The organism is Caballeronia sordidicola (assembly GCF_001544455.2).
Classification (GTDB): Bacteria; Pseudomonadota; Gammaproteobacteria; order Burkholderiales; family Burkholderiaceae; genus Caballeronia; species Caballeronia sordidicola.
On record NZ_FCOC02000009.1, the window covers coordinates 173,314 to 193,480 of the forward strand.

18 protein-coding genes are annotated in these 20,167 nt (G+C 59.3%); 14 read left to right on the plus strand and 4 right to left on the minus strand.

Annotated elements, in window-relative coordinates:
• Nucleotides 1-44: 44 nt before the first annotated feature.
• The 5 genes from AWB64_RS16505 (at nt 45) to AWB64_RS16525 (ending at nt 7,035) form a co-directional block, all read left to right on the plus strand.
• Nucleotides 45-1,892 (plus strand): site-specific integrase, encoded by a 1,848-nt coding sequence (locus AWB64_RS16505; RefSeq protein WP_060856500.1) that lies wholly within the window; start codon nt 45-47, stop codon nt 1,890-1,892.
• 277 nt (nt 1,893-2,169) lie between these two features.
• On the plus strand, nt 2,170-3,366 hold the full coding sequence (locus AWB64_RS16510; protein ID WP_060856501.1) for a ParA family protein: 1,197 nt from the start codon (nt 2,170-2,172) through the stop codon (nt 3,364-3,366).
• A 2-nt stretch (nt 3,367-3,368) separates the two neighbouring features.
• Nucleotides 3,369-4,331, plus strand: coding sequence for a ParB/RepB/Spo0J family partition protein (locus tag AWB64_RS16515; RefSeq protein ID WP_082850509.1), 963 nt, complete (start codon nt 3,369-3,371; stop codon nt 4,329-4,331).
• A 341-nt stretch (nt 4,332-4,672) separates the two neighbouring features.
• Nucleotides 4,673-5,953, plus strand: a complete 1,281-nt coding sequence (locus tag AWB64_RS16520; RefSeq protein WP_063493225.1) for a hypothetical protein — start codon at nt 4,673-4,675, stop codon at nt 5,951-5,953.
• Between the two features lie 686 nt (nt 5,954-6,639).
• Complete coding sequence (locus AWB64_RS16525) at nt 6,640-7,035, plus strand: carboxymuconolactone decarboxylase family protein (RefSeq protein WP_060856565.1); 396 nt, start codon at nt 6,640-6,642, stop codon at nt 7,033-7,035.
• A gap of 272 nt (nt 7,036-7,307) precedes the next feature.
• On the opposite strand, the gene AWB64_RS16530 is transcribed toward AWB64_RS16525, so the two are convergent.
• Nucleotides 7,308-7,628 carry a DUF4148 domain-containing protein gene (locus AWB64_RS16530; protein WP_341845226.1) on the minus strand — a complete coding sequence of 107 codons (321 nt, stop codon included), beginning with the start codon at nt 7,626-7,628 and terminating at the stop codon, nt 7,308-7,310.
• Between the two features lie 333 nt (nt 7,629-7,961).
• Between AWB64_RS16530 and AWB64_RS16535 the strand changes: the two genes are divergently transcribed.
• From AWB64_RS16535 to AWB64_RS16570, 8 genes are read left to right on the plus strand one after another with little or no spacing between them, the layout of a single operon-like run.
• Nucleotides 7,962-8,720 carry a GntR family transcriptional regulator gene (locus AWB64_RS16535; RefSeq protein ID WP_244164090.1) on the plus strand — a complete coding sequence of 253 codons (759 nt, stop codon included), beginning with the start codon at nt 7,962-7,964 and terminating at the stop codon, nt 8,718-8,720.
• Entirely contained in the window at nt 8,717-9,469 is a 753-nt protein-coding gene (locus AWB64_RS16540) for an ABC transporter ATP-binding protein (protein WP_060856502.1), read from the plus strand. The genes AWB64_RS16535 and AWB64_RS16540 overlap by 4 nt, the downstream gene beginning before the upstream one ends.
• 3 nt (nt 9,470-9,472) lie before the next feature.
• Complete coding sequence (locus tag AWB64_RS16545; RefSeq protein ID WP_060856503.1) at nt 9,473-10,246, plus strand: ABC transporter permease; 774 nt, start codon at nt 9,473-9,475, stop codon at nt 10,244-10,246.
• Between the two features lie 28 nt (nt 10,247-10,274).
• Entirely contained in the window at nt 10,275-11,276 is a 1,002-nt protein-coding gene (locus tag AWB64_RS16550) for an ABC transporter substrate-binding protein (protein ID WP_060856504.1), read from the plus strand.
• Nucleotides 11,277-11,315: 39 nt separating this feature from the next.
• The gene (locus AWB64_RS16555) at nt 11,316-12,320 is read left to right on the plus strand and encodes a quinone oxidoreductase family protein (protein ID WP_208603286.1); all 1,005 of its coding nucleotides are present in this window, start codon (nt 11,316-11,318) and stop codon (nt 12,318-12,320) included.
• 39 nt (nt 12,321-12,359) lie between these two features.
• Nucleotides 12,360-12,806, plus strand: a complete 447-nt coding sequence (locus tag AWB64_RS16560; RefSeq protein ID WP_060856505.1) for a PaaI family thioesterase — start codon at nt 12,360-12,362, stop codon at nt 12,804-12,806.
• A complete protein-coding gene (locus AWB64_RS16565; RefSeq protein ID WP_060856506.1) occupies nt 12,806-13,570 on the plus strand; it encodes a VOC family protein in 765 nt (254 codons plus the stop codon). Before AWB64_RS16560 ends, AWB64_RS16565 begins: the two co-directional genes overlap by 1 nt.
• A complete protein-coding gene (locus AWB64_RS16570; protein WP_060856507.1) occupies nt 13,567-15,123 on the plus strand; it encodes a class I adenylate-forming enzyme family protein in 1,557 nt (518 codons plus the stop codon). Before AWB64_RS16565 ends, AWB64_RS16570 begins: the two co-directional genes overlap by 4 nt.
• A gap of 35 nt (nt 15,124-15,158) precedes the next feature.
• Here the strand turns inward: AWB64_RS16570 and ycaO are convergent, their stop codons facing one another.
• Both ycaO and AWB64_RS16580 read right to left on the minus strand, forming a co-directional pair.
• Nucleotides 15,159-16,898, minus strand: a complete 1,740-nt coding sequence (ycaO, locus tag AWB64_RS16575; RefSeq protein WP_060856508.1) for a 30S ribosomal protein S12 methylthiotransferase accessory factor YcaO — start codon at nt 16,896-16,898, stop codon at nt 15,159-15,161.
• A 27-nt stretch (nt 16,899-16,925) separates the two neighbouring features.
• A complete protein-coding gene (locus tag AWB64_RS16580) occupies nt 16,926-17,561 on the minus strand; it encodes a 2OG-Fe(II) oxygenase (protein ID WP_244164091.1) in 636 nt (211 codons plus the stop codon).
• Between the two features lie 259 nt (nt 17,562-17,820).
• Here AWB64_RS16580 and AWB64_RS16585 point away from each other — a divergent pair, with 259 nt between their 5' ends.
• Nucleotides 17,821-18,876 carry an LLM class flavin-dependent oxidoreductase gene (locus tag AWB64_RS16585; RefSeq protein ID WP_060856509.1) on the plus strand — a complete coding sequence of 352 codons (1,056 nt, stop codon included), beginning with the start codon at nt 17,821-17,823 and terminating at the stop codon, nt 18,874-18,876.
• Between the two features lie 54 nt (nt 18,877-18,930).
• Here the strand turns inward: AWB64_RS16585 and AWB64_RS16590 are convergent, their stop codons facing one another.
• Nucleotides 18,931-19,710, minus strand: a complete 780-nt coding sequence (locus AWB64_RS16590; RefSeq protein WP_060856510.1) for a substrate-binding domain-containing protein — start codon at nt 19,708-19,710, stop codon at nt 18,931-18,933.
• Nucleotides 19,711-20,167: the final 457 nt, after the last annotated feature.

Consider the following 20,167-nt stretch of genomic DNA (forward strand, 5'->3'; position numbering starts at 1 on the left):
CAACCTCTTGAAACCAAAGCATAATTAATTCGATTCTGGTCGCCTTGAACACGCCCTCCGTCCGCAATCCCGAGAACCGCGCTTCCATAAAGCGGCTCACACGCGAACACTTCGCACTGTATCGCGGGTATCTGGACGGCGTGTCGATCGAACAATTGCACGCCACATACGGCGACGCGGCCACGGACGTACGCGGCACACGACGTCTTATCGGGTTATTGCGCGATACCCTTTCGAGCGCCGCCCGCCGGACCCGCGATGTCGAGGCAACGCATCTCTTGCGTCTGCGGCCCGGCAGCATTCCCGATGCAGAACGCGTTGCTGCCAGCGCGTTGCCGACGCTCGCCGCGTATCGCGAGGCCGTCGATCCGAACGGATTTCATAGCGAAGCCGAACTGCTTGAGCTTTATCGGGCGGAATATTCGCAGGAAAACGCTCCGCTTGATCGCCGGGCATCCAGGAACGCGCGCTTGCGCCGCCGTCAGGCCGACGCGCTCGCCCGGATGGAAAACAGCCTGGTTCAGGCGCCTCAGCCCGACCATCCGGTGTCGAGCTGGCTTGAACCTGCAATCGCGGACAGATTGCAACGGGCGCATATATATACGCTTGCCGATCTGCTGGGGTTTATTGAACGCCGGGGGCATCGCTGGCACGCCGGGGTGGAGCGCGTCGGGCCGAAAGCAGCACGGCGCATCGTGGACTGGCTTTCCCTTCACGCGGATTCGTTGGGCCACACGCTGTCGAAACGCGCCGTCACGCCGCGCCGGCGCTTGGCCAGCAATGATCCGGCGCTCGTGCGGCCACGCCAGCAGGGAATCGTACCGCTGGAAGCGCTCGATGTGCCGGCACTACTGGACGGATCCGCCGGCACGAACCGCATGGTCCGGCCTGCGGTGGACTGCGGCTTCGACACTGATTTGCAGGCGATCAATGCGTGGCTTACAAGTCGTCAGCACAGTCTTCACACGGTTCGTGCATATCGGCGCGAATCGGAACGGTTGCTTCTTTGGGCGATTCACGCGAAGGGAAAAGCGCTGTCGTCGTTGAGCAGCGGCGACTGCGCGGAATATATCGAGACATTTCTGATCGATCCGCAGCCCGCCGCCCGGTGGATTGGAAGCGCGAAAATCGAGCGGACACACCCCGATTGGCGCCCCTTTATTGGCGCGCTTTCGGACCGTAGCCGAGAAACGGCCCGGGCGATTCTGCACGCAATGGGCGAGTGGCTGGTAGGCCAGGACTATCTGGCGAGCAACCCGTTTGCCCGCTGCGCGAGTGTCGCAACCGGACCGCGCATCGACGTCGCCGGACGGTCCTTGAGCTGCGGCCAGTGGCGTAACGTCGTTCAGTCGAACACGCGCGTGCATTACTCGGAACGCGAATTACGCGATTTTTTGGCTCTAAGCCTTGCATACTCGACTGGCTTGCGGCGAGCGGAACTAGCCCGCGCCACGACAAGCCATCTGGTCAAGGCCGTGTCCGAAAACTCTCGTAACCCGGATAATCTCTGCTGGCAACTCATGGTGTCAGGCCCGGATCGCCGCATTCCGATTCCTCAGTCCGTCGTGGAACTGCTTATCGCCAGCCTGCGTGCTCGCGGGCTGCCTGGGAATCCGGTTGCCTGCGCACCCCATACCCCGCTTCTTGCAAATTTTCGGACAGGACATTCCCTCACGCCGGATGGAATTGGGCAGGTATTTCGCCGCGTGCTTGCTGGCGTGATTCCGAAGCTGGCCCGCGATCCGAGCACGCACTGGATCCGCCACACTCATTCGCATCACGCGCTTCGACAAGGCGCGGACTGTCGGGAAATCCAGGCTCGCCTCGGCCATGCGCACCTTTCCACGACGCGACTTTACGTCAAGGCAGTGTTTGTTCGCGGGACCACCTGAGGTAAAACAGGCCTGGTTCCTACAATCCAGTGCTTAAAATTCCCCGGTCCGCGCTGATTCCGCAGACCTAAAGCAGGGTCAACCGCCTGTTTTCCCTCAAGTCATTTCTCATCTTTCTGCCCGCAGTCCATTACCCGCGTGCCTTTCCGGCCGTCGGCACGTGGCAAAGTTTACTTGCGTTTACTCCGTATACCTCTTAGTCTTCGGTTACCGTCGGTTCTACCTTTTAAGGGAGAATCCACGTTTTTGGTAGAACCAGCACCACCGGGAAGAACACATGGATATCAACCTTTCGACGCCACCTATCGAGGTGACGCCGGACGACCTCGTCAATTTGGCGGCGCGCTCCGCCAAAATGCTTGAGCGAATTCGCACGCAGATGCTCCAACCGTTTCCGCGGAAGGTTGCCCCGGTGTTCCCGAGCGGCAAACTCCAGGAACTGTGCGGCATCGACAAAGCCCGCTTCTCCTATCTGATCAAGAAAGGCGAACTTCCGCAGGGGACGCAAGAAAAGCCTGGCGCAGCCCGACAGTTCACATTGGCGGAAACCATTGAGTGGGTCCGCGCGGAACGCAAGCCCAGGCAACGTCCCGAGGGGAAAAAAGGCAAGGTCATCGCGATTGGCAACTTCAAGGGCGGTGTCACCAAGACCACGACATCCATGGTGCTCGCGCAAGGTTTGTCCCTGCGGCATGGTCGTCGCGTGTTGCATATCGACATGGACCCGCAGGGCAGCGCAACCACGCTGTACGGCATAAACCCGCACGCTGAAATCAATGGCGATCAAACCATTCTGCCTCTGATCGAAGCGTACGTAAGCGGAGAAGCCTTCAGCATGAAAAATCTCCCGATGCAAACGTATTGGGAGAACCTCGACCTCATACCTTCGTCGACCGATCTTTTCAACGCCGAATTCATGCTGCCAGCGCGCGTTCATGCGTCCCCGAGCGCTAAATTCTGGAATGTGCTGAATGACGGACTGGAAGATCTCAAGGATGAGTACGACTACATCATCATAGACACGGCGCCCACCCTGAGCTATCTCACCATCAACGCGCTGTTTGCGGCCGATGGCGTCATTGTTCCAGTGATGCCCGACACCCTTTCATTCGCATCGATGGTGCAGTTCTGGTCGCTTTTCTCGGATATGGTCTCCGGAATGAAGCAGTTTGGAGAATCCGCCGACGAAGCCAAGGTGTTCGATTTCATCGATATTCTGGTTACGCGCATGCCTAACAAGGCTAACGCGTCGATCGTACGCGACTGGGTTATCACTACATACGGCGAGCGGGTCCTGCCCGTTGAAATTCCGGAGACAGACCTCGCGCGCACGACCACGAACGATTTTTCCACGGTGTACGACTTTCCTAACTACGACGGCAACGCGGCGACACTGCGGCGCATTCGCGTGCCCTACGATCAGGTTGTTGATTTGATCGACAGCAAGGTTTGTTACCTCTGGGACAAGGAGTAAGCATGTCTACAGCAGCGAAACAAAAAGCCAAGGCGGCAGGCATCCGTCTTGACGACGACAGCAACGACGCCCCTTCTGAGCCGCTTGCTCCACGCACGGCGCCGGGGCAATTGATTGGATTGCAAGGGCGCGTTCATAGCCAGCAAGCAGAGATCGAAAAACTGAAACGCGCGCTTGAACAGCGGGCTCCCGGCAAGATCCCGCTCAACAAACTTCACGAAATACCCGGTCGCCGGCGTCGATTGACAAGCGCCGAGTATGCCGAGCTTAAAGCCAACTTGACCGCTTACCCGCTCGCTCAGCCAATCACAGTACGGGAGCGGCCGGATGGCGAGTACGACATCGTGGCCGGGCACAATCGTGCTTCGGTTTATCGGGAAATTGGACGCACAGAAATCGACGGCATTGTGCTCGACATCGATGCATCGATGGTCGAGTACGCCGCTTTTTTCTCCAACCTGTTATCGCCGACACTTTCCGACTTCGAGAAGTTTTGGGGTTTCAAGTCGCTGCAGGACTCGACGGGAATCACCAAGGAAGAACTGGCAAAGGCGGCGGGCATTAGTGATTCACACGTTGGCCGGATCATGAAGTTCGATCTCCTGCCCGACGAAAGCAAGAATCTGCTGGCCACTCGGCCAGAGCGACTGGGTAGCAACGCCGCCGAGCAAATGGCCAAGGCGGTTGCGGAAGGCCGCGAAGACAAGGTCAAGGCCGCAATTGAACGCCTGATAAACGACGAGGCTTTCACGCAAGCTCAGGCAATCGCCGCCACCAAAGCGCCTCGCGCATCTCGCGAACGCATTGAACCGATGATTATTCGTCGGGGCGCAAAAAAAGTTTGTCAAATCTCAGCCCGCAACGGTGTTGTAGGCGTGTCTTTTTCAGGCAGCGCCGCAGATGACGCTGAGCAATGGGCGGAGCGAATCCGCACATTTATCGAAACAGAACTCGGAAAACAATGATCCCTAGTAGGGAACACATTGAAATCAACGAGTTAGCAACAAGAGGTTGGCAATCCCTTGGGAGTTGAGCGGGAACTCAAAATTCTCCCTAGTAGGGAAGGCTTCAAAATCATGGACTTAGTTTAACGATCGAGAACAACGATGATCTAGTTTAAACGCAGAAAGACAAAAGCCTTCGGTGGGAACCGAAGGCTTTTGATTTAACCGGGCTTCGCTGTCGCTTGCCCACCGCTGCATTTCTCCGACGGGAATCGGATAAAGGCCCAACACCTCGAAGTGTAGCGGATAGCGATCGGCAGTCAAGCGTTTCTCTTCCATTTTTCTAGAAATGGACGTGTGACATGCTTATCGCGCAACATTCCGTTGCTGGCGAGGGGTTTGTGTACCCTCTTCCACTCCACGACGATTCCACTGCTACCGATCAAAACGCACTGGATGCATTTCTGGCGCATCAATCCAATCTGCCCTGGGTGGTGTTTCGGGCCGCGCACCGCGCTGCCAATTATCCTGAGCTACCAGCCCGTGCAAGGGCTGTATTGGCCGCGCTTGCGCGCACGGTCGACGCCAACAACCCCTACGCGTCCATATTCGCCCGCCGTGAACTTCTCACTGGCCGAGCCATGCAGTCTATGCGAACGTTTTATCGCAGCCTTGACGATCTTGAAGCCGCCGGATTGATCGAGCGCGCTCCGCAAAAACGTTATGGCAACGCGGGCTTGTTTGGGCGCGCCTACCTGCACCTCACGGAACGTTCCGCGATGGTCCTGGGTTATATCTCTCCGTCTCCCGATACCGAAGCAAGCGAGTCCCACGCATCAAGGGATAGTAGCGTCGCCACGTTCTCTCAAACTTTTGAGGCTCCGTGTGCCAGCGTGGCAGACGGAGCTATATATAAGGATCTATTCCCTAAGAATCAAAAGAGACAACCAGGCGCCGTTCCTGCCGACCTCGAGCGCCTGCTGGGTTTGGGTTTTCGTCAATTTTTGATTTTCAAACTCATGCGTGAAGCAAAGGCTCAAGCCAAGCTGCTCTCCGATGTTGTCGAGGCAACCTGGGACCATCTGAAACAGGCCAAGCGCCCGATCAGCTATCTTCGCGCCCTGCTGCGCTCACCCGTCGACTTTAGCCATCAGATTCGCGCAAAACGCACCGCTGACGAACACAAGGCCCGTGACGTCGCCCGCGCAGCGCAGATCACAGCCACCGTGCACGAATGCGCCGGTCGGACTTTTATCGACGATGCCTACAGCAAACTCGTCGTTGTATCGAATGACGCCCGGTCGATTTTCGTACAAGATCGCCGCGAGGTTTCGCCTCGTGTCGCAACCGGACAGTGGGCCGAATCGTTCGTTGCGGCGCTCAAGGCAAAAGCTTTGAAGCAAGCAACTCAGAAGCAGATCGCTGACTTCCGCGAAAGATGCATGGGCAACGCCGTACGAAGCACCGCCGAGTGCAACACATCTGTCCGGATAGCCCATCCACGTGCACGTACCGCAGATATTGGTGACCGGCTTGAGGAAATGAAACGCACCCTACGGGCGGCGTGCGCAGGCGTCAATCGGGCGAGCCCAAGTCTTCCCTCGATTAGCGAATCCTCATTGAACCAGCCCTCTGCTCGATAAACCCCAGCCGACGGATAGTTTCACGCGAGGCGTTCAACGTGAGTCGGGCAACGTATCCAACCGGCGGATGTGGGACCGAGAATGCAGTGCACCCGAGACGCTAGCATCGGCGCTCAGTGCCATTTCGTGGTTACAGCGGAAACGGACAGACGAGCCGCTACGGGATACGAAGCGCATAGGGCGAACCCGATTCATGCCGTACGGGAAGGCTCTGGACATCGTTGTCCCGCGTATTAAGAAACTTCATTTAGCAACTAACGGTCGATTAGATTAGCGTCCACCACAATTTGGCGGCGAGCCGAAATTCAATCTGATTGCATCCGTTCGCAGGCAAGTCGAATCTAGTTAAGGAAAACCCGAATAGATATCAACTTGACTGATTGTATTACAGTCGTACAATACCAAAACCGATTTGGCAATCCCCAATAGATCGCGCCAAATACAGCACGAAAAAGAAGCACACACCCGCGTGAAGGAAGGACATCGCCGAGCCGCCGCCAATCTGGTCGTCAGATTGAGAGGATGGCCGAATCTTGATGAAAGGGTGGCGACATACTTTTCCGACCGATGCGAAAAGTGATTAGTTGAAAGAGTCGCACGGGCTGAACGCGGCGAAGCGCCTTATTCAATTCGTACCCTACGAAATCGATAAGGAAACCAAACCATGTCAACGAAGGCGAATGCTAATGGATAGCAATGAACGTTTTGAAAAAGGATTCGAAAACAGAAAAGAAGTTCTCGGCGCGGAGCACGTAGAAAAGTCCTGGGCTGCGGCTGACGACTTTAACCGGCCGATGCAAAAGCTCGTCACCGAGTACTGTTGGGGCGAGATATGGGGAGATGAGACGCTGTCATTCAAGACGCGCAGCATAGTCAACCTTGCAATGCTGACAGCAATGAGCCAGCACCACGAACTTGCTGTCCACGTGAAAGGTGCGCTCAGGAACGGAGTAACGAAGCAAGAGATTCGCGCCGTGTTGATGCAAGCGTCGGTGTACTGTGGGGCGCCACTCGCGCTCGCAGCCTTTCGCGTGGCAGGTGACGCGATCAAGGCATACGAGACGGGACACGAGAAAAAGTAAACGTCACATAGTGCCTTAGGCATTCGTCAGCCAACTGTCATGGCAACGCGTGACATATCGAAGAAAATCACCGCAAGGAAATTGATGCCTGCCTCGCCGCGAGTGTGGCGCAGGCCGCTGCACATTCGCGTGTATCGATTGTAGAAAAGCAGCCATGCACATTGAATGAAATAGCCGCGAAAATACTGTCCCTCGCTATCTGCGTCAACCGAGGAGAAGCCGCTTGCTCGATAGCAAGCGGCCCTCTTTCATTCGATGTTCGCACGTACGGCTCAATGACCGAAATAAACTGTGTGGTTGCTGTCCGACGGGCCCGTTTGCGCACGAATCCCGGAAGCGGACGTACCGCTAGTCGACGGCCCATAAGAAGTTGCCGCTACACCGCGCTCTTCCTGCACGCGTTGTTCGGCAGCCTGCGTTTTTGCGGGGTAGGTCGTACGTTCGGCATCAGGGTTATATCCTGATTGCTCCATTTGCAGAAGGTCGTTTTTGACTGCGGAGCGCGTGACTTGGGTGTTGTCCTGAGCAAAGGCAAACGCCGGTGTTGCCAACGCCGATGCAATCACAACTGCCGGAATAAGTGACCTGATCATGATGAAACCTCCTTTGGATGTTGTTAAGGAGGTACATGCAAACCGCAGGCCTGCCCCATGCATCAGGTGAGTATCGAACCCGCGCTAACCGGGCGACAATCGCCCGAAGTGCGCGGCGTCGCTTCTTATAATCGCTCGCCGCCGACGAGAATTTGTCCAAAAAATCAGCGCGCGATACATCGCGTGGCGAATTCCTCCGCTGAGCACCTCACGATATCTCCCTGCGCCACATCTTTATTTCTTTTCCTTGTTTTCGAAAACCAACGCAAACGCCTACGATGGTTCCTTGAACGCATCAATTCGACACCGTGAGCTGCTCACAATCCGACACTCATGAACTACAACGATCCCGATCCGCGCATGTCCACTCCGGTCGCCACGTCCGATACTTCGGCACCGATTGCCAGGGGCGACGACGCCTACGAGCGCATCCGGCGCGACGTGCTGTCGTGCAAACTCATGCCCGGCTCGACGGTGACGGAAAGCCAGTTGATGACAGATTACGAAATTGGCAAGACGAGTTGCCGTATCGCGCTTGTGCGGCTCGCGCACGAAGGCTTCATGCGCTCGCTTCCGCGACAGGGTTACAGGATCACGCCGATCACGCTGAAAGACGTCGAAGAAGTCTTTGCGTTGCGCGTCCAGCTTGAACCGCTGGCTGCACGTCTTGCTTGTGGCCGTGTTGACGTCGAGTTGCTCAAACGTCTCGAAGCCGCGTGCCGGGTGCCGCATCCTGAGCGCGCATTGTCTGCGCAGATCGATGTATTTCTGGACGCCAACCGCGAGTTTCATCTCGCCATCGCCGCAGCGAGCGGCAACGAACGATTGCACCGGACGCTGGCAAGCCTGCTGGATGAAATGTCGCGCCTCGTGGCGCTAGGCTTTGGCGTTCAAGGCACGAAGCCCGAGATCAAGCATGACCACAACGCGATGATCGATGCGTTTATCGCCGGCGACGGACGCCGTGCCGAGACCATCGCGCGCCGTCACATCGAGACGTTCCAGACCATGACAATGGAAAAGGTCTACGCAAGCCTGTCGAGCGCGGGCGCGTCGCTGCCGCTCTATACGGTCGCGGAGTTGCGTCGATGAGCGCTGCAATATCCACTGCAATATCTCTTCGCGGCGTAGGCAAGCAGTTTGGCTCGCTGCAGGTGCTGGACGGCGTTTCTTTCGATGTCGCCCAAAGCGAGATCGTGGCGCTTCTTGGTACGTCGGGTTGCGGCAAGAGCACCTTGCTGAACATGGTCGCGGGGTTGATCGAGCCAAGCGCGGGCGAGCTATGGATCGACGGTAAGCATACCGAAGGAACGAAGGACCGTAACGCGCTGGCTTATATGTTTCAGGAAGACCGCTTGCTCCCATGGCGCACGGCGCGCGCCAACGCAGAGTTCGGCCTGGAAGCCGCAGTCCCCGCCATCCCCGCGCACGAACGCCATGCGCGTGCGAATGCGGTGCTCAATCTCGTGGGGCTGCAAGGTTTTGCCGATGCCCATCCGCATCAGTTATCCGGCGGCATGCGCAGTCGCGTGGCGCTGGCTCGCAGCCTGGTTACGGGACCGCGCATCCTGCTGATGGACGAACCGTTTTCGAAGCTTGATCCGCAAATGCGCACGCAGATGCACGAAGAATTGCTGCGCATTCACGCGATGCAAAACATGACCGTCCTCTTCGTCACGCACGACGTGGAGGAGGCGATCGTGCTGGCCGACCGCGTGGTCGTGCTCGCACCGCGTCCCGGGCGCGTGCGCGAGATTGTCGGCGTCGACCTGCCGCGCCCGCGCAGCGCCACCGATCCCGCCGTTGCCGAGGCGATCCGCCAACTGCGTCTCCTGATCTGACCTATGGCTACTATTCCGCGAAGTTCGTTCGCCCCGACCGTTGCGCAACGCGTGGCGCTTGTTGTATTGCTGCTGGCGCTCTGGTCGCTTGCGTCGCTGCGCATGCCGCAATTCGTGCTGCCCGGACCGCAGAGAGTCGCGCATGCGTTCGTGGCGCTGGTGCAAGGCGGCACTTTTTTCGATGACCTTGGCGTCACGCTGTATCGCGTGGTGGGAGGGTTTCTGTTGGCTGCGGCCGTGGGTGCGCCGCTTGGCATTGCGCTCGGATCGAACCCGCGGGTCGCGCACTTTTTCGAGCCGCTGCTCTCGATTGTAAATACGGTTTCGTCGGCAATATGGGCCGTGTTCGCCATCATCTGGTTCGGCATCTCGAATGCGACAACCATCTTCGTGGTGTTCATGACGGCCATGCCGCTGATCCTGACTAACGTATGGCAAGGCGCGCTGACTGTAGATGGCAATCTCGTAGAACTTGCCCGCAGTTTTCGCATGTCGCAAACACAGATCATGCGCAAGATTTTCTTGCCGACCATCTTGCCGCATTTCTTTGCCGGCGCGCGGCTTGCGTTTGGTTTTGGCTGGCGTGTGTCGCTGGTCGCGGAGACCATCGGGTCGTCGAACGGGATTGGATATCGCTTGCGGCAAGCGGCGGATCTCGTGCAGACCGATCAGGTTTTCGCGTGGACTGCGACATTGGTCGTCCTGATGCTTGCACTTGAAGCGGGCGTGCTGAAGCCGCTCGAACGCCGCCTGTTTCGCTGGAAAAAAACCGACTGAACCAGATGAACCAAACGGGATGAGGATAATGAAACGCTTTGATTTATTCAGGAGAGCGGCGCTTGTTACGGCCATTGCAGCAAGTGCGGCACTGGGCGGCGTGCGCGCGGCGCAAGCGGCGCCGATACGCATTGGCTACTGGACGAGTGGCGTGAGCCTTGGCTTTGGCGCGGTGCTCGAAGCGCAGAAGTTCCTGCAGCAACGCGGGCTGGATGTGACCTTCGTGCATTTCGCCGATGTCAACGCGCCCAATCGCGCACTGGCCGCAAACGCAATCGACTTCGCTTTTGCGGCTCCCGCATCGGCCGTCTTCAGCACTGCCGCCGACGGCGTGCCGTTGAAGATCGTGCTCGCAACACAACCCGCCGATGTCGAATTCGTCGCGCCGGAAGACTCGCCCATCAAATCGCTCGCCGACCTGCGCGGCAAGAAGGTCGGCATGTCGCCGCCGGGTAGTTCGGTTGCATCGATTGCAACTGCAGTCCTGCAGGGCAACAACGGCATCAAGCCTGCCGACTTCTCGATTGTTCCTGGAAACGAAGGCCGCCTTGCGCAGTTTCTCGTGCAAAAACAGGTCGATGCGGCCGCCTTGCGCGCCGTGACCATCGCGCAATTGAAGGAGCTGAAGGTGAAGCGCCTGGGCAGTTTCGGCGGCGAATGGAAAAAGCTCACGAAGTCGGACGCGACGCCCTACATTGGCGTGAGCGCGATCCGTGCGGATTATCTCGCCCAGCATCCGCAAGACGTGGCGAAGCTGATTGCCGGCATGCGCACCGCGTTGCAATGGGGCGCGGCGCATCAGGGCGACGTTGCCACGATCCTGCAAAAGAGCGCGAACTTGCCGGCTGAGGACGCGCAGGCCTACGCTGCGCGCTGGTCGGACATCAATCGCGTGACCTTCGAGCCTATCGATCTGGACACGCTCAAACGCGAACATCAGATTTTCGTGGACGGTGGCGTGATCAAGGGCGCATTGCCCGCCAATCTGTTCGATACCGCCCCATACGCCGCATCGAAATCAATTCAGTAACGTGGAGAAGACACTGTGACAACCGCTATTGCATCGACCATGAAAGCGCTCGTGCTGAACGAACATGGCGACCTTGATCAACTGCATGTGGTCAGCGACAAGCCCGTGCCAAAAGCCACGTCCGGGCATGTGGTGATTCGCGTGCGTGCATCATCGTTCAACTATCACGATGTATTCACGGTGAAGGGCATGCCCGGTATCAAGGTGCCGTTTCCAGTGGTGATCGGGCTCGACATGGCCGGCGACATCGCGGAAGTGGGCGAGGGCGTTGAAGGCTGGAAGCCGGGTGATCGCGTGCTCGTGAATCCGCTGTATCCGGAGAAGGGCCTGATGGGCGAAATGCTGGATGGCGGCATGGCGCAGTATTGCCTCGTGTCCGTGGCCCAGTTGATCCCGCTGCCCGACGCCGTGAGCTACGACGCCGCGTCCGCCTTGCCCGTGGCCTACGGCACGGCGCACCGCATGCTTGTCACGCACAGGACGGTCAAGGCCGGCGACCGCGTGCTGATCCTCGGCGCGAGCGGCGGGGTGGGCACGGCGTGCATCCTGATCGCGAAGCAACTGGGCGCCGAAGTGATCGCGTGCGCGGGCAGCGACGAGAAGTGCGAGCAACTGAAAGCGCTCGGCGCCGATCAGACGGTCAACTACAAGACCACGGATTTCTCGAAGTGGGCCATTGGACAGTATGGCAAGCCGCAACGCCGGACCTACGACGGCGGTGTCGACGTGGTCGTGAACTTCACCGGCGGCGACACGTGGGTGCCCTCGCTGAAATGCCTCAAGCGCGGCGGCACACTGCTCGTATGCGGCGCGACGGCCGGACATGCGCCGGCGGAAGACCTGCGATACATCTGGAGCTTCGAGCTGAAGATCATCGGCTCCAACAGTTTCTACGATGAAAACCTGCGCGCGTTGCTCGACCAGATCGCAACAGGTGAACTCGTGCCTGCCATCGACCGGACGTTGCCGCTCGAAGAAGCGGCCGAAGGGCTGCGTCTGATTCGCGATCGCGAGGTGCTAGGCAAGGTCGTGGTCAATCCGTGAATCCAATGTTGGGCAAAGTCGAAATCGAGAGAAAACATCATGAGCGAAGCAACGTTACCGTCCGCGCAGGATATCGAGGCGCGCCTTCGTCGCGGCCCGTTCCACGAATGGCTTGGGCTGAAAGTGGTATCGGTGGGTGAGGGCGAGATTGAACTCACGGCCGCGTGGCGCGAAGAGTGGGTCGTGAATCCGGACAAGGGCTACACGCACGGCGGCATTCTCGCCGCGCTCGTGGATCTCGCGGCGGATTGGGCGCTGGTGTCGAAAACAGGGCGCGGCGTGCCTACCATCGACTTGCGTGTGGACTATCATCGCGCGGCGTTCAAGGGTGACCTGACCGTGAAAGGCAAGGTGGTCAAGTTCGGCTCGCAAGTGTCGGTCGCCGAGGCGCAAGTCTTCGATAAAGAGGGCAAGCTCGTCGCAAGCGGACGCGGCGCGTATTCGACCGCGACAGCTTCGCCCGCAACGCCGCCATCCGTGCCGTGATGTTGCCGCTCGATCACCTGGTCATCAACACGCGCTTCGATACCGACGCCGCTCAAGCCATCTTCGAGCAACTCGGTTTCACGGTCGCGCCGCGCGGATATCACACGCTCGGCTCGATCAATCACGCGATCGTATTCGATGACCACTATCTCGAACTGATCGGTCTGCCTGCCGATGGCAAGACCGTGCGCGAGGAGATCCTGAACAGTCCCCTCGGCGCAGACGGTCTCGTGTTTCGCACCGAAGATCCGGATGCGACCTTTGCAAGGTTGCAGCAGGCAGGCTTCGATACGACTCCGCCGCAGACATTTTCGCGCCCGGTTGAACCGCTTGGCGACGCGCGTTTCACGACGGTGCGCCTGAAAGCCGGTCAGCTCGATGGCGGCCGCGTCTATTTTTGCCAGCACCTGACGCCCGAGTTCGTGTTTCGTGACGAATGGCAGCATCATCCGAACGGCGCGACTGGCTTGAGCGCGCTGCATCTGGTCGATGTAGCGCCCGAACCCTACATGCAACTCGGCGAGATCGCGCCCGGCTTCGCGCTGGCTTACTGGACACGCAAGACCTTCGATGAGCATTTCGGCGCAATGGCCGCGCACGTCGCGGCGCGTGGACCGCGTTACGCCGCGATCACCGTGCGTACTCCAGCGTGGCGATCGATCGAGCCAATGGCGAGCGCGGCTGGCTTGCCCGCTGTAGTCGAAGCAGATCGAGTGCTCGTTGCGTTGCCGCGCTTCGATACCTTGCTGGAATTCATCTCATGACGTTCCCCACCAATCTCGGTGCGTTGATTGCCCGCGACTCTGCGGACAACGACGCCGTTGCAATCATCGGCCTTGATGAAGCATTCAATGCGCGCCGGTATACGTTCGCCGAACTCGACGCCATCGCGGACGCCGTTGCGCATACGCTTCATCGGCAATACGCGCGCGGTGAACGCATCGCGGTGCTCGCTGCGAACTCCGCCGAATATGTCGCGACCCTGCTTGGCATCATGCGCGCGGGGCTGGTTGCCGTGCCGGTCAACTACAAGTTCCCGCGAGCGCTGATTGCAGAGGTTATTGCCGACAGCGGCGCGCGAATGGTATTCAGTGATCCGAAGCGTTCAGCCGATACGCCTGATGCGCTGCCGCGAATCGTCTTCGACAGTCCCGACGAAACGCAAGGTTTCGCTGCCTTCATCGCAGAAGCCAAGGCTCATCGCGGTCCGTTCGAACCGGTCGCGCCGAATGAAAACGAAGCCGCGCTATTTCTCTACACATCGGGATCGACGGGCCGGCCCAAAGGTGTCGTGCTTTCGCACGCGAGTCATTTGTGGGTTGTCGAGACGCGCCTGAAAGCGCAGCCGTTGCAGAGCGAACGCGTGCTGATCGCAGCGCCGCTTTATCACATGAACGCGCTGGCGCTGGCGTTTCTGGCGCTCGCCGCACGCGCCACGACCGTGCTCATGCCGGCGTTCAACGCGCGCAACTACATTCGCGCTATCGATACGTATAGATGCACCTGGCTCACCTCCGTCCCGCCCATGATCGCCATGATGATGCAGGAGCGGGACCTGCTTTCGCGAACAGATCTATCGTCGGTACGTTACGTGCGCATGGGCTCCGCTCCGGTCAGCGGCGCGTTGCTCGACCAGATCCACACGTTGTTGCCGAACGCGAAAGTGATCAATGCATACGGCACGACCGAAGGCGGTCCCGTGGTGTTCGGCCCGCATCCCGGCGGCTTGCCGACGCCGCCCCTGGCTGTTGGCGTGGCGCATCCGCAAGTGCAGCTTCGCCTGGTCGATACAAACGGGCAGCCCGCCGACGAGGGCGAACTGGAAATGCGCAGTCCCGGTCTGATGAACGGTTATCACAATCGCGCGGACCTTGCGCCGCCGATCACGGCCGATGGTTTTTATCGTTCGGGCGACGTATTTCGCCGCGATGAAAACGGCTTCTATACATTCATCGGGCGACGTGACGACATGTTCGTGTCGGGCGGCGAAAACATCTTTCCCGGCGATGTGGAAAAGATGCTGGAGCGGCATCCGCTGATTCAGCAAGCGAGCGTGATTCCCGTGGATGACGCCATCAAGGGTACGAAGCCCGTTGCGTTCATCGTGAGAAAGCCGGGCGCGCAATTGAGCGCGGAGGCCGTGAAAAAGTTCGCGCTCGAACATGCGCCGGCGTATCAGCATCCGCGGCAAGTGTGGTTCGTCGAGGCGTTTCCGCTGGCGTCGACGAACAAGATCGACCGCGCGGCGCTCAAGCGCGATGCGGCTACGCGCCTGGCGGGCGAAGGTCACCCACCGCGCGACCTTCAAGACGAGTGATCGATTCGCGCGATGAATATGCTTGCAGGCCGTGCTTAATGAGTGGCTGGCGGTGTGGCTTGAGGCGCAAACAGCTTGTCGTAGGCGGCGAGCAATGTGCCGTGGATGGCGCTTCCTTCGAAATCGGGGCCGAGCATGGGAAGGCCGAAGAAACGCTCCTTGCCGTCGACCAGCGCCTGCGCCTGACGCAGCGTTTGCGCACCATACAGCAGCGTCAACGAGCGTCCAAACTCGCCGGGTTCATCGAGATTGAGCAACGCCTCGACGCAGCGATACACCAGCCAGCGCGCATGGTTCATCTGCCGGTAATGATGGATCCAGTCGCAGCCTTCGCGCGCCGCTTCCCTGTCGCCTATTGCCAGCGCCAGCAACGTCTTCAACTCGCCAACGCGCAGTTCCTTCCATGTCGTCCCGACCGGAACGGCCAGCCCGAGAATTTCCCACAGCGGGCGTTCGTCGCCGAGATTCATGGTCTGGAGATCGTCCAGCAGCCTCTGGCATTCGTCGTCCTCGAGTTCGTTCAGGCGCACGAGCGCCGGACGAATCTCGTTGCCCACGCTGTTGTTCTCCCATTGCAGGTCTTCAACCGGATAAATCTCCGACATGCCGGGCACGAGGATGCGGCAGGCGTAGACATCGAGTTCTTCGAAATCGGAGATATACACATCACGGTCTTCAGCCGCGATACACGCGCACAACCAGTCGTAATCTTCCTGCGTGGTCGTGCTGAAATTCCAGTCGGCGAACTGATAATCGGGTTCTTCGCCAAGGAATTCCCAGCTCACCACACCGCTTGAATCCACGAAGTGAATCTCGAGATTTGCGACCGCGGTGATTTCGTCCATATCGAAACCGGCTTCGGGGAAGTTCTCCAGCGACGCGAGCGACCGGCCTTGCAGCAACTCGGTCAGTGCACGTTCCAGCGCGATTTCAAAACGCGGATGCGCGCCGAAACTCGGAAACACGCCTTGATCCTTCGGATGCAGCAAGGTCACGTTCATCACCGGATAATGGCCGCCGAGCGACGCGTCCTTCACCAGAATGCCGAAACCGGCGTCGCGCAAAGCCTTCACGCCGGCAGCAATTCCCGGGTAACGCGCGATCACGTCTTCTGGAACATCCGGCAGGCACAGACCTTCGCTGATGATGCGGTACTTCACGTGGCGCTCGAAGATTTCGGACAGCGCTTGCGTGCGCGCTTCGAGCTTCGTGTTGCCCGCCGACATGCCGTTGCTGACATACAGATTGCCGATCAGGTTCACCGGGAACCACGTGATTTCGCCGTCGCGCAGACGCGTGTAAGGCAACGCGCAGATACCGCGATCCACGTTGCCGGAGTTCAGATCGACCATCACTGAGCCGTCTATGTCGCTATCCGGGTTGTAGTACGCATGCAATTCCGGATTCAGCAATTCTTTCGGCCACGTACCATCATCCGTGGGTGCGAACCAGCGTTCCTGCGGGTAATGAACAAACGGACGCGCGGCGCGGGTTTCGCCGAGATAGAAGTGCGTCCAGAAATAATGGCAGCCAAGGCGCTCGAAAAACTCGCCCAGCGCGCTGGCGCGCGCGGCCAGTTCGGACGCGCCCTTGCCGTTGGTGAACAGCAGCGGACAATCGCGGTCGCGCATATGCACGGACCAGATGTTCTCCGCCGGGTTGAGCCACGAGCTTTCATCGAGGAAAAAGCCGCGCGCCGCAAGCTTCTGCGTCATGGTGGCAATGGAGGTTTCCAGCGATGCATCCTTGCCGGGAATGAAGCTTTCAGTTTGCATGATGCGGTGCCTTCATAGAGGAGGAGGTCAGGCGCGGCGCCGGAACCATCCTGTGAGCGATAACCGGTCGCGCGTGGCGGGCAGTACTTCGTGCAGCATGTCGGCGGAGAGAAACACCGCAATCCGGCTCGCGACAGGTGAAATGTCACGTGGGTGCGAGCCCGCTGGATGCAGCCGCAGCGCACCGCCGTGCTCCGGCAGCCAGGCGGCATTCAAGTAGACGACGACTGAAACGGTGCGGCTGTCGTCGTCCCGGAAGCGGTCGCGATGCGGCTTGTACGCGGCCCCTGGCGTGTAGAACGCGAAGTGGCTTTCGTATTCGTCGAGTCCCAGGAACAGCCCGCGATTCAGCGCGATCCGCAGCGTTTCCATGATCGCCAGATACTGGTCGCAGGCTTTGGACTGACCCGCTTGCAGCCATTGGATCCGGTCGCCGCGTATTTCGGGTTGCAGCGTGCGCGCCGCGCCCTGGCCGACCCGCGCGAGCGTCAAGGTTCCAGCGGTCGCCAGCGCCGCACATTCCAGCGCGAGCGCAACGGTGAGTTCCGGCGGCAAGAAGATGTCCTGCTCCGACCAGCCATGTTCATGCATCGCGTCGACAATGTGTCGATGCGTGTCATCTGCGCACGCATCGGAATGCGCCGGCGAATGCGGTCGAGTCACTTATAGGGTCACTTCAATGTGCCTTCGAACGAAGGAGCGGGCTGGAAGGTCGGACGTTTCGTCCGGGGCGGGAAATCGGCGGGCTGGGGCTTGAATCCGGGCGGTCGATATTAACACCCGGGCGCGAGCGTTCTCGCAGACTCGGATCTGCCGTTAGTGCGGGACGTGAAATGCAAAGAAGAAAAAAGTAAAAGCGCTTCGTTGACCGGCGCCCGCCGCGCCACGCATCATGCCCCGACACTTTCCCTTTCGGCTTCACATGTCCGCGAATCCTCCCCGCTTTGGCATCTGGGCGCTTGTCCACGGTAGCCGCGCAGCACTTCAAGATCCCGACGAACCCTACGACGCCTCCTGGACCCGCAACCGCGAACTGATTCTGGAAGCCGAGCGTCTCGGCTTCGACGCCACGCTGATTGCGCAGCACACCATCAATCCGCACGATGAAAAGCTCGACCAGCTCGAAGCGTGGACGGCCTCGGCGGCGATCGCGGCGCTGACCCGGCGTATCGAGATCATCACGGCAATCAAGCCGTATCTCTATCACCCGGTCGTGCTCGCGAAAATGGCGCTGCAGATCGAGGAGATCAGCGGCGGGCGCTTTGCGCTCAATCTGGTCAACGCATGGAACCGTCCGGAACTGGCGAAGGCGGGCATCGGCTTTGCCGAGCATGACGAGCGCTATGCGTATGGCCACGAATGGATCAGCGTGGTGAGTTCGCTCTTGCGCGGCGAGCGAACCACGTTCAAGGGCCGGCATTTCGATGTCGAGGACTACCTGCTGCGGCCCGCGAGCGCGTACCGCGAGCGTCCGCGAATCTACGTGGGCGGCGAGTCCGAACCGGCCCGCGCGCTGGTTGCCGACAAAGGCGACGTCTGGTTCATCAACGGCCAGCCGCTTGCGGACGTGCAGCATCTCATAGCCGATGTCGCCGCGCGCGAGCGCACAGGCGCGGCGTTGCGGTTTGGGTTATCGGCGTTTGTGATCGCGCGCGAGACCGAAAGAGAAGCGCAGGATCATCTCGATCATCTGTTCGAACTCGCCGCGAAGGATGCGCCGTTGCGCGAAATCGTGAAGCAGAACAGCGATCCGAAAACGGTCATGCACCAGACCTTCAGCAAGTCGGCGCGCGTGGGAACGAACGGCGGCACGGCGGCGGGTCTGGTTGGAAGCTACGCGACGGTTGCCGAGCGCATCGTGGCATTTCATCGGGCGGGGATCGAATTGTTCATGCTGCAATTCCAGCCCTTCGAAACCGATATGCGCCGCTTCGCACTGGAAGTCATTCCGCGCGTGCGTGAGCTTGCGGCGGACTAAAGGCGCACCATGCTTGGCTTCTAGAGCCGCACAATGACCCCCCGCATGCATTCATCAATGCGAGGCCACCGGGTCGAGCCCCGTCTGCTTCACGACGGGCAACGCAGCGGGCGACGCCAGATACTGAAGCAGCGCCTTTGCCTCGGCCGGATGCTGCGCGCCCACCGGAATGCCTGCGGCGAAGCGCGTGACCGATTGCACCGAGCCGGGGATCTTGCCCACAAACGTCACGCCTGGCACGGGCAGCAGTTCGCTCACCTGCTGAAAGCCAACCTCGTATTCACCCGTTGCAACCACTGACGCCACCGGAATCTTCGGGACCATGGTCGCCTTCGGTCGAATCTGGTCCTCGATCCCGAGCCGCTTGAACAACTCGTTCTGTATGTACACACCGCTGGCGCTGTCCGAGTAAGCAATGGACTTCGCATGCAGCAGCGTGTCTTTCAATGCATCGATCGTGCCGATATCCGGTTTCGGCGCGCCAGTACGCACAACCATCCCAATAGGCGAGTCTGCAAGCTCGACGCGTGAACCCGGAATGACCTTGCCTTGCTTGATCAGGTCATCGAGCGCATAGCCGACCATGATGACGACATCGGCGGGTTCGCCACGCGCCAGCCGGTTTGGAATGGCTTCGGGCGCTTTCCCCATCGACGGGCCGAGCGCCGTGTCGAGCGTATTGCCGCTCGTCGCCGCGAATTGCGGCCCGAGGATCTTGTAGGCGGCAGTGAAGCCGCCTGAACTCATTACGTGTAATTCGGCGGCCTGCGCTGAAATGGCGGCCGTCAAGCCGATGAACGCACACGCAGACAGCTTCAGCAAGAACGATTTCATGAGAGTCATGGATGGTTTGTAAGTCGATGAAAGCGGCAATCCGCAGCCGCGAAAGTGTAAGCGCCAGGAGCCGGCAGGTCGCTAGGGGACAGCCCGGGATAGGCCGCCGCGCGAACTGTTAAATAGTGAAAACTACGCTTAAATCGCGAGTCATCGGCGGTAGAGTGGCGTATCGAAAACGCAATAGAAGTTTTGTTCCCAATTCGGAGAACTGTTTAATCCAGCGCGTGGGAGGCCGACCATGAAGCGATCAAAACGTCAGCTCGGGGATATCTGTGAAAAGCAAAAGGCTTTACCAGGGAAATCACGCGTCGAGTATTATCGATGCTGAAATAACGCATATCCGGACTGTAATGTTTCGCTGCGTCCGCTTAAGCGCCGATGGCGCGATTTTCCAGGCGCGGTATTGGCGAAACCGCTTGATGACGTTACGGGATTGCGGTCTGAGCCATATGCA

Bases quoted from the DNA above. Each gene is read 5' to 3' on its own strand.
- AWB64_RS16565 (WP_060856506.1), top strand. From the start codon at position 12,806: ATGTTGCCGCTCGATCACCTGGTCATCAACACGCGCTTCGATACCGAC.
- AWB64_RS16520 (WP_063493225.1), top strand. From the start codon at position 4,673: ATGCTTATCGCGCAACATTCCGTTGCTGGCGAGGGGTTTGTGTACCCT.
- AWB64_RS16570 (WP_060856507.1), top strand. From the start codon at position 13,567: ATGACGTTCCCCACCAATCTCGGTGCGTTGATTGCCCGCGACTCTGCG.
- AWB64_RS16540 (WP_060856502.1), top strand. From the start codon at position 8,717: ATGAGCGCTGCAATATCCACTGCAATATCTCTTCGCGGCGTAGGCAAG.
- AWB64_RS16590 (WP_060856510.1), bottom strand. From the start codon at position 19,710: ATGAAATCGTTCTTGCTGAAGCTGTCTGCGTGTGCGTTCATCGGCTTG.
- AWB64_RS16555 (WP_208603286.1), top strand. From the start codon at position 11,316: ATGAAAGCGCTCGTGCTGAACGAACATGGCGACCTTGATCAACTGCAT.
- AWB64_RS16545 (WP_060856503.1), top strand. From the start codon at position 9,473: ATGGCTACTATTCCGCGAAGTTCGTTCGCCCCGACCGTTGCGCAACGC.
- AWB64_RS16535 (WP_244164090.1), top strand. From the start codon at position 7,962: ATGAACTACAACGATCCCGATCCGCGCATGTCCACTCCGGTCGCCACG.
- AWB64_RS16515 (WP_082850509.1), top strand. From the start codon at position 3,369: ATGTCTACAGCAGCGAAACAAAAAGCCAAGGCGGCAGGCATCCGTCTT.
- AWB64_RS16530 (WP_341845226.1), bottom strand. From the start codon at position 7,628: ATGATCAGGTCACTTATTCCGGCAGTTGTGATTGCATCGGCGTTGGCA.
- AWB64_RS16560 (WP_060856505.1), top strand. From the start codon at position 12,360: ATGAGCGAAGCAACGTTACCGTCCGCGCAGGATATCGAGGCGCGCCTT.
- AWB64_RS16550 (WP_060856504.1), top strand. From the start codon at position 10,275: ATGAAACGCTTTGATTTATTCAGGAGAGCGGCGCTTGTTACGGCCATT.
- ycaO (WP_060856508.1), bottom strand. From the start codon at position 16,898: ATGCAAACTGAAAGCTTCATTCCCGGCAAGGATGCATCGCTGGAAACC.
- AWB64_RS16525 (WP_060856565.1), top strand. From the start codon at position 6,640: ATGGATAGCAATGAACGTTTTGAAAAAGGATTCGAAAACAGAAAAGAA.
- AWB64_RS16585 (WP_060856509.1), top strand. From the start codon at position 17,821: ATGTCCGCGAATCCTCCCCGCTTTGGCATCTGGGCGCTTGTCCACGGT.
- AWB64_RS16510 (WP_060856501.1), top strand. From the start codon at position 2,170: ATGGATATCAACCTTTCGACGCCACCTATCGAGGTGACGCCGGACGAC.